The sequence below is a fragment of the Variovorax sp. M-6 genome (assembly GCF_052114385.1).
Lineage (GTDB): Bacteria > Pseudomonadota > Gammaproteobacteria > Burkholderiales > Burkholderiaceae_C > Variovorax.
In genome coordinates this window covers 230259-243204 of sequence record NZ_JBFREQ010000001.1, presented here as the reverse complement: position 1 = coordinate 243204, position 12946 = coordinate 230259, and the positions used below count along the sequence as shown (strand labels likewise).

Annotated in this window: 13 protein-coding genes; all 13 read right to left on the bottom strand. The window is 67.6% G+C overall.

Annotated features, from left to right (window positions below):
- Positions 1-37: 37 nt before the first annotated feature.
- Positions 38-418, bottom strand: a complete 381-nt coding sequence (crcB, locus tag AB4Z46_RS01185; protein ID WP_442281637.1) for a fluoride efflux transporter CrcB — start codon at positions 416-418, stop codon at positions 38-40.
- 16 nt (positions 419-434) lie between these two features.
- Positions 435-1736 carry a TRAP transporter large permease gene (locus AB4Z46_RS01180; RefSeq protein WP_442281636.1) on the bottom strand — a complete coding sequence of 434 codons (1302 nt, stop codon included), beginning with the start codon at positions 1734-1736 and terminating at the stop codon, positions 435-437.
- Positions 1729-2235 (bottom strand): TRAP transporter small permease, encoded by a 507-nt coding sequence (locus AB4Z46_RS01175; protein ID WP_442281635.1) that lies wholly within the window; start codon positions 2233-2235, stop codon positions 1729-1731. The genes AB4Z46_RS01180 and AB4Z46_RS01175 overlap by 8 nt, the downstream gene beginning before the upstream one ends.
- 20 nt (positions 2236-2255) lie before the next feature.
- A complete protein-coding gene (locus tag AB4Z46_RS01170) occupies positions 2256-3224 on the bottom strand; it encodes a TRAP transporter substrate-binding protein (RefSeq protein ID WP_442281634.1) in 969 nt (322 codons plus the stop codon).
- A gap of 178 nt (positions 3225-3402) precedes the next feature.
- A complete protein-coding gene (locus tag AB4Z46_RS01165) occupies positions 3403-3762 on the bottom strand; it encodes a ComEA family DNA-binding protein (protein ID WP_442281633.1) in 360 nt (119 codons plus the stop codon).
- Between the two features lie 190 nt (positions 3763-3952).
- Complete coding sequence (gene lapB / locus AB4Z46_RS01160; protein ID WP_442281632.1) at positions 3953-5140, bottom strand: lipopolysaccharide assembly protein LapB; 1188 nt, start codon at positions 5138-5140, stop codon at positions 3953-3955.
- Entirely contained in the window at positions 5130-5447 is a 318-nt protein-coding gene (locus AB4Z46_RS01155) for a LapA family protein (protein ID WP_442281631.1), read from the bottom strand. The genes lapB and AB4Z46_RS01155 overlap by 11 nt, the downstream gene beginning before the upstream one ends.
- Before the next feature lie 42 nt (positions 5448-5489).
- Positions 5490-5807: an integration host factor subunit beta gene (locus AB4Z46_RS01150; protein ID WP_442281630.1), complete on the bottom strand. Its 318-nt coding sequence runs from the start codon at positions 5805-5807 to the stop codon at positions 5490-5492.
- Positions 5808-5879: 72 nt separating this feature from the next.
- Entirely contained in the window at positions 5880-7565 is a 1686-nt protein-coding gene (rpsA, locus tag AB4Z46_RS01145) for a 30S ribosomal protein S1 (RefSeq protein ID WP_286371265.1), read from the bottom strand.
- Positions 7566-7725: 160 nt separating this feature from the next.
- The gene (locus AB4Z46_RS01140) at positions 7726-9780 is read right to left on the bottom strand and encodes a bifunctional 3-phosphoshikimate 1-carboxyvinyltransferase/cytidylate kinase (RefSeq protein WP_442281629.1); all 2055 of its coding nucleotides are present in this window, start codon (positions 9778-9780) and stop codon (positions 7726-7728) included.
- A 38-nt stretch (positions 9781-9818) separates the two neighbouring features.
- A complete protein-coding gene (locus AB4Z46_RS01135) occupies positions 9819-10697 on the bottom strand; it encodes a prephenate dehydrogenase (protein WP_442281628.1) in 879 nt (292 codons plus the stop codon).
- 12 nt (positions 10698-10709) lie between these two features.
- The gene (gene pheA / locus AB4Z46_RS01130; protein ID WP_442281627.1) at positions 10710-11828 is read right to left on the bottom strand and encodes a prephenate dehydratase; all 1119 of its coding nucleotides are present in this window, start codon (positions 11826-11828) and stop codon (positions 10710-10712) included.
- 20 nt (positions 11829-11848) lie between these two features.
- Positions 11849-12916, bottom strand: coding sequence for a 3-phosphoserine/phosphohydroxythreonine transaminase (gene serC / locus AB4Z46_RS01125; protein WP_442281879.1), 1068 nt, complete (start codon positions 12914-12916; stop codon positions 11849-11851).
- Between the last annotated feature and the right edge of the window lie 30 nt (positions 12917-12946).

The following is a 12946-nucleotide window of genomic DNA, read 5'->3' as shown; positions in this document are numbered from 1 at the left end:
GCGATTCTATCGACCGACCCCGCGGTCAATCCCCGGATCAGGCGACGATGAACTGCTGCGCCGTGCGAATGCCGAGCCAGGTGAGGGCCAGTGAGCCGGCCACGTGCAGTGCGGCGGTGCCCAGCGCGAGCGCGAGGCGGTCCTCCATCAGCATCGCGACGACCTCGGCCGAGAAGCTCGAGAAGGTGGTGAGACCGCCTAGGAAGCCGGTGATCAGCGCCAGCCGCCAGACCGGATCGAGCTGCGGCATGGCCTGGAACGTCGCGACCGCGATGCCGATCAGGTAGCCGCCGACGAGGTTCGCCGCCAGCGTGCCCCATGGCAGCGAGCCCGGTGCCGACAGCCAGTTGTTGAGGCCCCAGCGGCTCAAGGCGCCGATGGAGGCGCCGGCACAAATAGCGATGACGTAGAGAGGCATGTGGGGCGCAATGCTCTCACGGCGCCATCTGCTGCGGCAACCAGGTGACGAGCTGCGGCGCGAAATAGATGATCAGGACCGCCGCCACCATCAGGAAGAACATCGGCAGCGTGACGCGCGCGATGTAGATCAGGTCGCGACCGGTCATGCCCTGCAGTACGAACAGGTTGAAGCCCACCGGCGGCGTGATCTGCGCCATCTCCACCACCAGCACGATGAAGATGCCGAACCAGACTGGGTCGATCCCGGCGGCCAGCACCGTCGGCATGATCACGCCCATCGTCAGCACGACCATCGAGATGCCGTCGAGGAAGCAGCCCAGCACGATGTAGAACAGGGCCAGCATCATGATGAGCTGGAACTTCGACAGCCCGAGCGAGCCGATCCACTCGGCCAGGTGCCGCGGCAGCCCGATGTAGCCCATCGAAAGCGTCAGGAAGGCGGCGCCGGCGAGGATCAGCGCCATCATGCAGTAGAGCCGCGTCGCGCCCAGCAGCGATTCCTTGAAGGTGCTCCAGTCGAGCGAGCCCTGCAGCGCCGAGATGATCAGCGCGCCGACCACGCCCACGGCGGCGGCCTCGGTGGCGGTGGCGATGCCCGCATAGATCGAGCCCAGCACCGAGAGGATCAGCAAGGCGACCGGAATCAGGCTCAGCGAGGCGCGCAGCTTCTCGGTGAACGGCATCGGCGGATCGGCCGGCGGCACCCGCTCCGGGTGCAGCAGCGCCCAGACCGCGATGTAGCCGGAGAACAGCACAGCCAGCAGGATGCCCGGCAGAACGCCGGCGATGAAGAGCCGTGCGATCGAGACGTCGGCGCTCACGCCGTAGACGATCATGATGATCGAGGGGGGGATCAGCAGGCCCAGTGTCCCGGCGCCGGCCAGGGTACCGATCACCATGTCGTCGGGATAGCCGCGCCGCTTGAGCTCGGGCAGCGTCATCTTGCCGATGGTCGCGCACGTGGCGGCGCTGGACCCCGACACCGCGGCGAACACGGCGCAGCCGGCCACATTGGTGTGGAGCAGCCGCCCGGGCAGGCTCTGCATCCAGGGGGCGAGCCCCTTGAACATGTCCTGCGACAGCTTGGTGCGGAACAGGATCTCGCCCATCCAGAGGAACAGCGGCAGCGCCGTCAGCGTCCAGCCCGAGGCCGAGCCCCAGATCGTGACCGCCATCGCGTCGCCGGCCGGGCGGGCGGAGAACAGCTGCATGCCGATCCAGGCGACACCCGACAGCGTGAGCCCGATCCAGACGCCGCTGCCCAGAATCAGGAACAGCGTGAGGATCAGCAGGCCCGCAATCGCGATGTCACTCATGGCGCAGTGCCTCGGCGTTCATCTGGAGCGGTCGGCCGTTCCATTCGACGAAGAATTCATCGACGGTGGCGATCGCGAACACCACGGCGCCGAGGGCCATGCTCAACTGCGGCAGCCACAGGGGCGTCGCGTCGTTGCCGGTGGAGATGTCGTTGTAGCCGTGCGATTGCCAGGCCAGCCGCACGCTGTAGAAGGCGAACAGCGCCGCGAGCAGCGCGGCGGCGGCGCAGGCCCAGCGCTCCAGCCAGCGGCGGCCGGCCGGATTCAGCCGCGAGACGATCAGGGTGACGCGGATGTGCTCGCCGCGCTTCAGCGTGTGGGCCAGCGCCAGGAAGCCGCTGCCGGCCATCAGGTAGCCGGCATAGGCGTCGATGCCGGGGATGTTGAAGTGCAGTTGCCGTCCGACGATCGACAGCAGCACCATCACCAGCAGGCCGACCATGAAAAGCGCCGCCAGAGCGGCGGCGCTGTCGTAGAGGAAGTCGAGTGTCTTGCGCATTGCTGGCCGGACCTTCACCCCTACATCTTCCTGTAGGCGTCGATCACGGTCTGTCCTTCGGGTCCGGCTTTCTCGAGCCATTCCTTGATCATGGTGTCGCCGACCTTCTTCATGTCGGTCTTGAGCTGGGGCGAGGGCGCGTGAATGGTCATGCCGTTTTTCTTCAGCAGGTCAAGGTACTCGAGGTTCTTCTTCTTCGACACCTCCCAGCCGCGCTTCTCGGCTTCGGCACCCGCCTTGAGCAGCGCTTCCTGCGAGGGCTTGTCCAGGGCGTCGAAGGCCTTCTTGTTGACCAGCACCGCGTTCTTGGGCAGCCAGGCCTGGGTGTCGTAGAAGTTCTTGATGTATTCGTAGGTCTTGGTGTCGTAGCCGGTCGAGCCGGAGGACATGTAGGACTCGATCACGCCGGTGGCCATGGCCTGCGACAGCTCTGCTTGCTGCACCGTCACGGGCTGGGCGCCGACGAGTTCGCCGATGCGCGCGGTGGCCGGGCTGTAGGCGCGCCACTTCACCCCCTTGAGGTCGGCGGCCGAGGCGATCTCCTTCTTCACGAAGATGCCCTGGGGCGGCCAGGCCACCGCGTAGAGCAGCATCATGCCTTGCTCGGCCAGCTTCTTCTCGAGCACCGGCTTCTGGGCCTGGTAGAGCTTCCAGCCGGCGTCGTAGCTGTCGGCCAGGAAGGGGATGCCGTCGGCACCGAACATCTGCCATTCGTTCTGGTAGTTCACGAGCAGGATCTCGCCCATCTGCGCCTGGCCGCCCTGCACCGCGCGCTTGATCTCCGGGGCCTTGAACAGGGCCGCATTGGGATGCACCGTGATCTTGAACTTGCCGCCGCTGGCCTTGTCGACGTCACTGGCGAACTGCGTGATGTTCTCGGTGTGGAAATTGGTGGCGGGGTAGGCCGTGGGAAGGTCCCACTTGGTCTGCGCGACGGTTGCCGCGCAGAGGGTGAGGCCAGCGAGTGCGATGCCGAACTTGTGATTCATGGGCTCTCCGGAACGTGCGAATGTGAACAGGCGACGGGCAGCATACGTGCAAATATCGGGCCACCGCTCGGGCATTTCCCTGCCATCGGCGGCGCCGCGCCGGATCAGCGCGGCAACGAAAAAGCCGCCCCGGGGGCGGCTTTGCATCAGCGACGGCGCTCGTGCGCCGTGCGCGTGTTCAGGGCTTGGAAGCCGCCTTGGCGGCCCCGGCGGCGGCCTTCTTCGGCTCGGCCTTCGCCTCGCTCTTGGCAACCTGCGCCGGCGCGGGCGCGGCACCGAAGGCCTGGCCGTTCACCGTCAGGCCTTCGGCCGACAGCTTGGTCGCCGCCTTCTCCTTCACGCCCTTGACCCGGGTCATGAAGTCCGGCCAGTCCTTGAACGGCGCCTCCTTGCGCGCTTCGATGATGCGCTTGGAGAGCGCCGGGCCCACGCCCTTGACGCCATCGAGCTCCGCGTCGGTCGCCTTGTTGACGTCGACCGCCGCCCAGGAGGCGACCGCAAACAACATGGCCGCGATGGCCACGATCTTCTTCATCATTTTTTCTCTCCCTGACATGGTGTGAGAAGCGCCGAAACGCCCCACCGCGCGCCGAGTGCGCCCGGCGCGGAACATGATAGCGGCGAAGCGCCGCCGGGGGAAGGCCGGTGCCGGGCCGCCCCAAGGCGGCCTGCGGCCCCCTCGGGGGGCAGCGACCACACGCAGTGAGGGAGCGTGGGGGCCTTGTTCTCTAGAGTTCCTCGACGCGCCGCGGCGGGTAGCTGTCCCAGGCCTGGCAACCCGGGCAATGCCAGAAGTACTGGTGGGCCTCGAAGCCGCAGGCTGCACAGCGGTAGCGCATCAGCGGCCGGGTCGCCTGGTCGAGCGAACGCTGCACCTGGGGGTGGAACTGCTCGTTCTCGAAGCGTTCGCCCGCGAGCCAGCGCGACGCCGCCACCAGGGACGGGTGATGCGCCAGGTGGGCGATGTAGCCGTCGCGCGGCTCGGGCGAGGTCGCCGCATCGTCCGACGGGGCGTCTTCGGGCAATGCCGGCGTGCCGCCGAGCGCGATGATCGCCTCGAGCACGTCGATCGAGGGCGATGCGACATAGCGGCGCTGCAGCAGCGCGAGCGCCTCGCCCGAGCGTTGGGACGCGACCGCGGCCTGCTGCATGGCCGCGGCATACAGCGGAAGCGCCAGCGGCGCCGTTTCACTCAGTGCCGCCAGGGTGTCGAAAGCGGCCGCCGCGTCGCCCTTGCGCAGTTGCAGGGTGGCGGTGTCGATCGCCGGACGCGGCGCCTCCGGCGCCAGCGCGACCGCCTGCAGCAGCAGCCGCGCCGCGGCGTCCGGGTCGCCGCCGGCCACGCGCTCGGCCGCCTGTTCGCACAGGTGGTGGGCCCGCCGGGCGCTGTAGCTGGCCTGCTCGGATTCGTCGAGCTTCTGGGCGACGTCCTCGGCCTGCGCCCATTCCCGCGAGCGTTCGTAGATCGCCAGCAGCGACAGCCTGGCCTCGTTCTCGTAGCGAGTCCCTTCGAGCTTCTGCAGCGCGGCTTCGGCGCGGTCGAGCAGCCCGGCGCGCAGGAAATCCTGCGCCAGCGCGTGCTGCGCGCGGTCGCGGTCGGCACGGCTCAGGTCGCCCCGGCCCAGCAGGTGCTCGTGCACGCGCACCGCGCGCTGGTACTCCCCGCGCCGGCGGAACAGGTTGCCGAGCGCGAAGTGCAGTTCCTGCGTGTCGGGGTCGTTCTGGACCGCCTCGATGAAGGCATCGATGGCCTGGTCCTGCTGCTCGTTGAGCAGGAAGTTGAGGCCGCGGAAGTAGGCCTTGGGGGCCTGGCGGTTCTCGATCCTGAGCTGCCTCAGGTCGAAGCGCGAAGCCAGCCAGCCGAGCACGAAGGCAAGCGGCAGGCCGAGCAGCAACCAGCTGAAATCAAAGTCCATGTTGACGCACGGCGGGCAGGTCGGTGGCGGCCGCGGGCGGTGCCGGGGTGCTCGAGGCGGTCGTGGGCGGGACCGGTGCCGCGGGCAGTTGCGCCGCCGCGCTGCGGTGCTTCCACCAGCCCGGCAGCATGCCGAGCGCACCCACCACGAGGCCGCCCGCGAAGGCGGCCAGCACCACCAGCACCAGCGGCGCGCGCCACGAAGTGCCGAAGAAGAAGTAGACGGTGGCGTCGTGCTGGTTGTTCAGCGCGAAGGCAAAGAGGGTAAAAAAAATGGCTGCCTTGAGCAGCCACAGGAGATATTTCATGCGGGTCCCCGTTGGCCGGGGAATTCTATGTCGGCTGGATCCTCAGCCGCGTTTCTGCTTCTCTGCGTCGAGCAGCGCCGTGCGCGCATCGACCGCTTCGCGCAGGGCCTTGCCCGGCTTGAAGTGAGGCACGCGCTTCTCGGGGATCTGCACGCTCTCGCCCGAACGCGGATTGCGTCCGATGCGTGGCGGGCGCCGGTTCACCGTGAAGCTGCCGAAGCCGCGGATCTCGATGCGATGCCCGCGCACCAGCGCGTCGCCCATCGCGTCCAGGATGGTCTTGACGGCGTATTCGGCATCGCGGTGCGTCAGCTGCGCGAAGCGGGCTGCGAGTTCCTCGACGAGATCGGAGCGGGTCATGGCAAAGAGAAATGTAGGACGAAAAAAAAGGACAGAGCGGCGCCAGGCGCCAGCTCTGTCCCCGGACTCAGCTTACTTGTCGCTGTTGTCCAGCTTGGCGCGCAGCAGGGCGCCCAGGCTGGTCGTGCCCGCGTTCTCGCGTGCCGACTGCTGGCTCAGGCTGGCCATGGCGCCTTGCTCGTCGACCATGTCCTTCTGCTTGATCGACAGCTGGATGTTGCGGGTCTTGCGATCCACATTGACCACCACGGCCGTGACTTCGTCGCCTTCCTTGAGCACATTGCGTGCATCTTCCACGCGGTCGCGGGAGATTTCGCTGGCGCGCAGGTAGCCGATGATGTCTTCACCGAGGTCGATCTCGGCACCGCGGGCGTCGACCGTCTTGACCTTGCCGGTCACGATCTGGCCCTTGTCGTTCACGGTCGTGAAGGTGGTGAACGGATCGCTGTCGAGCTGCTTGATGCCCAGCGAGATGCGCTCGCGGTCGACATCGACGGCCAGCACGATCGCTTCGACTTCCTGGCCCTTCTTGTAGTTGCGAACGGCGGTTTCGCCGGTTTCGTTCCACGAGAGGTCCGACAGGTGAACCAGGCCGTCGATGCCGGCAGCCAGGCCCACGAACACGCCGAAGTCGGTGATCGACTTGATCGGGCCCTTGACGCGATCGCCGCGCTTGGTGTTCTGGGCGAACTCTTGCCACGGGTTGGCCTTGCACTGCTTCATGCCGAGGCTGATGCGGCGCTTGTCTTCGTCGATCTCGAGGACCATGACTTCGACTTCGTCGCCCAGCGAGACGATCTTGTTCGGCGCGATGTTCTTGTTGGTCCAGTCCATTTCGGAGACGTGCACCAGGCCTTCGATGCCGGGTTCGAGTTCGACGAACGCGCCGTAGTCGGCGATGTTCGTGACCTTGCCGAACAGGCGGGTCGATTGCGGGTAGCGGCGCGAAACGCCCATCCACGGGTCGTCGCCCATCTGCTTCAGACCCAGCGAGACACGGTTCTTCTCGGTATCGAACTTGAGGATCTTGGCGGTGATTTCCTGGCCGGCCTGCACCACTTCGCTCGGGTGGCGGACGCGGCGCCATGCCATGTCGGTGATGTGCAGCAGACCGTCGATGCCGCCGAGGTCGACGAACGCACCGTATTCGGTGATGTTCTTGACGACGCCGCGCACGACTGCGCCTTCCTTCAGGGTTTCCATCAGCTTGGCGCGTTCTTCGCCCATGCTGGCTTCGACCACGGCGCGGCGCGAGAGCACCACGTTGTTGCGCTTGCGGTCGAGCTTGATGACCTTGAATTCGAGGGTCTTGTTCTCGTAGGGGGTCAGGTCCTTGATCGGACGCGTGTCGATCAGCGAACCCGGCAGGAAGGCGCGGATGCCGTTGACCAGAACCGTGAGGCCGCCCTTGACCTTGCCGCTCGTGGTGCCGGTGACGAAGTCGCCGGATTCGAGGGCCTTCTCGAGCGCGAGCCACGAAGCCAGACGCTTGGCGGTGTCGCGCGAGAGGATGGTGTCGCCGTAGCCGTTTTCGACGCTGCCGATGGCCACCGAAACGAAATCGCCGGCCTGGACTTCGAGCTCGCCCTTGTCGTTCTTGAACTCTTCGATCGGCACATAGGCTTCGGACTTGAGGCCTGCGTTGACCACGACGTGGTTGTGTTCGACACGCACGACTTCGGCGGTGATGACCTCACCGGTGCGCATCTCCGAACGCTTCAGGGATTCTTCGAATAGGTCGGCAAAAGATTCAGACATGTGTTTTTCCTTCCGTCACGCAGGGTTTGCAGCAGCACGATTGCGACTGGCTTGGGTCTGGAGACGGCGGTTGTGTGGGCTTTGGGGCCCGGTTAGGGTTGAACAACCAGCAGGCCGGTGCGCTGTCGCGCGGCGGGGACCTGCTGGATCGAAATGCCGATCAAGACGACTTGAAAGGCTGTACTTCCTGCCACCAGAGCAGCACCTGCTCGATCGATTGCTCGACCGAAAGCGAGGAGTTGTCCAGGAGGCGGGCATCGGGCGCCGGCTTGAGCGGCGCCACCTTGCGGGACGAATCCCGCAGGTCGCGCGCTTCCAGGTCGGCGCGAAGGCTGACTATTGTAGTTGAAATACCCTTTGAAATCAATTGCTTATGGCGCCGCTCGGCGCGCTGCGCGGCGCTCGCGGTGAGATAGACCTTGAGTTCGGCGTCGGGGAATATCACCGTGCCCATGTCGCGCCCGTCGGCCACCAGGCCGGGCAGGCGGCGGAAGCTGCGTTGCAGTGCCAGCAGCGCGGTGCGCACGGCCGGCAGCGCCGAGACACGGGAGGCGTCCATGCCGGCGGCTTCGGTGCGGATCGCGTCGCTCACGTCCTCGCCGGCCAGCAGCACCTTGCCTTCGCTGAAGGCCAGGGGCAGCGCGCGCGCCAGTTCGGCGATTTGCGTCTCGTGCTCGGGCAGCGCGTCGAGGCCCTGGCGGCGCATCGCGAGCCCCGTCACGCGGTACAGCGAGCCCGAGTCGAGGTAGTGGTAGCCGAGCTGCCGCGCGACCTCGACCGTCAGCGTGCCCTTGCCCGAAGCGGTCGGGCCGTCGATGCAGATCACCGGCACCTCGGCGGCCTCGGCCACCGAGAACAGGGTTTCGAAGTAGTCCGGAAAGGTCTTGGCCACGCAGTGCGGCTCCAGGATGCGCACCCCGACGCCGGCCGGGTTGAAGGCCGCCAGCGAGAAGCACATCGCCACGCGGTGGTCGTCGTAGGTCTTGATGCTGGCCACCCGCCAATCCGCCGCTGCCAGCGGATGGACGCGGATGAAGTCCGGCCCGTCCTCGACCGTGGCGCCGAGCTTGCGCAGCTCGTTGGCCATGGCGTCGATACGGTCGGTTTCCTTCACGCGCCAGCTGGCGATGTTGCGCAGCGTGCTTGGGCCGTCGGCGTACAGCGCCATCACGGCCAGGGTCATGGCGGCATCGGGAATGTGGTTGGCGTCGATGTCGATCGCCTTCAGGGGCCAGGCCGCGCGCGAGATCGCGAGCCAGTTCGGCCCGCTGTCGATGTGCGCGCCCATCTGCCGGGCGGCATCGATGAAGCGGATGTCGCCCTGGATCGAGTCGGCGCCGACGCCTTCGATCCGGATGCCCGCGCCGTTGGCGATGGCGCCGAGCGCGATGAAGTAGCTGGCCGACGAGGCATCGGCTTCGACGTGGATATCGCCGGGCGAGCTGTAGCGGCTGCCGGCCGGAATCGTGAAGCGCTCCCAGCCGTGGCGCTGCACCGCGATGCCGAAATGAGCGAGCAGGTTCAGCGTGATCTCGATGTAGGGCTTGGAGATCAGTTCGCCGATCACCTCGATCACGATGTCGCGCCCTGCCGCCGGGCCGTCCCCAGGCGGGGCCGCTCCCTCGGGCAGCGTGGGGGCGGGTGCCTGGGACGCCAGCGGCAGCGCCAGCAGGAGCGCCGTGAGGAACTGGCTCGAGACGTCGCCGCGCACGCGGATCGGGGCGTCGAGCTGGAGCGCGTGGAGCGCGACCGGATGGATCCGCAGCGGCGGGAAGCCCGGGTTGCCGAGGTAGTCGATGCGGCAGCCGAGCTGCGTCAGCGCGTCGACCAGGTCGCCGATCGGCCGCTCGTGCATCCGCGGCACGCCGCGCAGCTCGAACTCGCCGCCGAGCAGCGCGAGCGCGGCGGTCAGCGGCCGCATCGCGGTGCCCGCATTGCCGAGGAACAGGGAGGCCGAGGGCGTTCGCAGCTTTCCGCCGAGGCCTTCGATGCGCAGCCTGTCGCCGGTGCGCTCGATGCCGCAACCCAGCGCCGCCAGCGCGTCGAGCATCACCTGCGTGTCGTCCGAGTCGAGCAGGTCGTGCACGGTGGTCGTGCCGCTGGCCAGTGCGGCCAGCAGCAGCACGCGGTTGGAGATGCTCTTGGAGCCCGGCAGGCGAACCGTGCCGGCCGCCCCCGCCAACGGCGGAATGTCGAGGAAAGGTGTTGAGAACATGTCAGCCGAGGTGGGCAGGCCTGGGAGAGGGTGTCGAATCAGTCGGGCGAAGCGGCGGCGCCGGGCTGCCATTGGGCCCGCACCCGGCTGGCGGCTGCGATCGCGTCTTCGAGCGCCTGCGCGTTGCCCGCGCTCATCAATGCTTCGAGCTCGGCCAATGCATCGCGAAAGGCGCGCGATTGGAGCAGCACCTGGTCGCGATTGGCCAGCAGCACGTCGCGCCACATGGTCGGGTCGCCGGCCGCGATGCGCGTGAAATCGCGGAAACCCGGGCCGGCCAGTTCCAGAAAGCGTCCGCCTTGCGGATTGGCGGCGATCGCATTGGTGAACGCGAAGGCCAGCAGGTGGGGCAGGTGGCTGACGGCAGCGAAGGCGCTGTCGTGCGCCTCGGGCGTCATCGTCACCACCTTGGCGCCGATGCCGGTCCAGACCTGCGTGGCACGCTGGACATTCGAGCGCAGCGTGGCCTTGATCGGCGTCAGCACCACCTGGCGCCCGGCGTAGAGGGCGGCATCCGCATGCTCGACGCCCGCCACTTCCTTGCCGGCGATCGGATGCGCGGGGACGAAGGCGCCGATCTGGTCCTGCAGGCCGCGCCGCGCGGCCTCGATGACGTCGCCCTTGGTCGAGCCCACGTCCATCACCAGCGTCTGGTCCGTGATGCCGTGGCGGATGGCCTTGAAAGTCTGTTCGGAAGCGCCCACGGGAACCGCGATCAGCACCAGGTCCGCGCCCGACATCGCGAGCAGCGCCGAGGGTGCGGCGACGTCGATCACGCCGAGCTGCCGGGCGCGCTCGGTGGTGGAGGGCGACTTGCTGTAGCCCACCACCCGCTTGACGAGCTTGGCGCGCTTGAGCGCCAGCGCGAACGAGCCGCCCATCAATCCGCAGCCGATCAGACCCAACTGTTCGAACATCGTCCGCTGCCCTCAGGCCGTGATGGGGTAGGCGCCGAGAACCTTGTAGAACGCGCACAGCTTGCGCAGTTCGACGAGCGCGGCGGCGACGTTGGGCTGCGAGGGATGCCCGTCGAGGTCGATGTAGAAGTAGTACTCCCACTGGCCGGTGCGAGCCGGCCGCGATTCGAAGCGGGTCATCGAGACGTTGTTGGTCTTGAGCGGCATCAGCAGGTCGTGGACCGCGCCGGGCTGGTTCGGCACCGACACCACCAGGCTGGTGCAATCGCGGCCCGAGGCCGGCGGCATCGCCAGCGTCTGGGGCAGGCAGATGATGGCGAAACGGGTGCGGTTGTAGGAGTCGTCCTGGATCGCATGGGCGACGATGTGCAGCCCGAAGCGGGTGGCCGCGCGCTCGCTCGCGAGCGCGGCCCAGGCCGGATTGCCCGCCGCCAGCCGGGCGCCTTCGGCGTTGCTGGAGACGGCGCGCCGCTCCGCATTCGGCAGGTGCTTCGCGAGCCAGGTCTGGCACTGCGCCAGCGCCTGCGGATGGGCCAGCACGGCCTCGACGCCTTCGAGGGAATTGCTCGAGCGCAGCAGGTGATGGCGCACCAGCAGGCTGACCTCGCCGACCACGTGGGTGGGCGAATGCAGGAACAGGTCGAGCGATCGGGTGACCACGCCTTCGGTGGAGTTCTCGACGCCGACCACGCCGTACTGCGCGCTGCCGGCCGCGGTGGCATGGAAGACCTCGTCGAAGCTGGCGCAATAGACCAGGTCGGCGGCGCCGCCGAAGTACTCGACCGCGGCCTGTTCGCAGAAGGTGCCCTCGGGGCCGAGCACGGCGACGCGCTGCGGCGATTCGAGGGCCAGGCAGGCCGACATGATCTCGCGCCAGATGGCAGCGACGTGCAGCGCCTTCAGCGGGCCGCCGTTGCTCTGCTGCATCTTCTCGATCACCTGCGCGACGCGATCGGGACGGAAGAAGGGCGTGCCTTCGCGCTTCTTGACCTCGCCGACCTGTTCGGCAACGCGGGCGCGCCGGTTCAGGAGGTCGAGAAGCTGCTGGTCGAGCGAGTCGATCTGCACGCGCAGATCGGCCAGGCCGGAGGAGGTGTCAGGGACGGAGGGCGTGGGTTCTGGTGCGGTCATTCGGTCGGTGGCGCGTGCCTCTACGCACGCGACCGCTCGAATTCTCGCATGTAGCCCACCAGGGCCTGCACGCCGGCCAGCGGCATGGCGTTGTAAATGCTCGCGCGCATGCCGCCGACCGACTTGTGGCCCTTGAGCTGCAGCAGCCCGGCCTCGCGCGCGCCTGCCAGAAAGGCATCGTTGCGGCTCTCGTCGGCGAGGAAGAAGGGCACGTTCATGCGCGAGCGGCAACCGGGGTCGACCTTGTTGGCRTAGAAGTCCGAGCCGTCGATGAAGTCGTACAGCAGCCGCGCCTTGGCGATGTTGCGCGCTTCCATGGCCGCGATGCCCGTGAGTTCGCCTTCGGTCTGCTGCGCGAGCCACTGGAAGGTCAGGCCGGCGATGTAGATGCCCCAGGTCGGGGGCGTGTTGTACATCGACTGGTTGTCCGCCACGGTCTTGTAGTTGAAGGCGCTGGGACAGATCTCGAGGGCAGACCCCAGCAGATCGTCGCGCACGATCACGATCGTGAGGCCGGCCGGTCCGAGGTTTTTCTGGGCGCCGCCAAAGGCCAGTCCCACGCGCGACCAGTCGACCGGCCGCGACGCCACGTGCGAGGAGAAATCGATCACCAGCGGCGCCTTGCTGCCGAGCGCGGCCAGGTCCGGCAACTGCTGGAACTCGATGCCGTTGATGGTCTCGTTGGTGCAGACGTGCACGTAGGAGGCATCCGCCGACAGCTGCCAGGTCGCCGGGTCCGGCAGTCGCGTGTGCTGGTCGGCCGCGTTGGTCGCCGCGATCTTCGCCTCGCAGTAGCGCTGCGCTTCCTTCTGCGACTTGGCGCTCCAGCTGCCCGTGACAACGAAGTCCGCGCGGGTTCCGCGCGAGAGATTCATCGGCACGATCGCGTTCTCGCCGAGGCCGCCGCCCTGCATGAAGAGGATATGGAACTGCGCCGGCACGGCGAGCAGGGCGCGGATGTCGGCCTCGGCCTGGGTGCAGATCGCGCCGAACTCCTTGCCGCGATGGCTCATCTCCATCACGCCCATGCCGCTGCCGTGCCAGTCCAGCATCTCGGAGGCGGCGCGCTGCAGCACCGCCTCCGGCATCGCGGCCGGACCGGCGGAAAAGTTGTACGG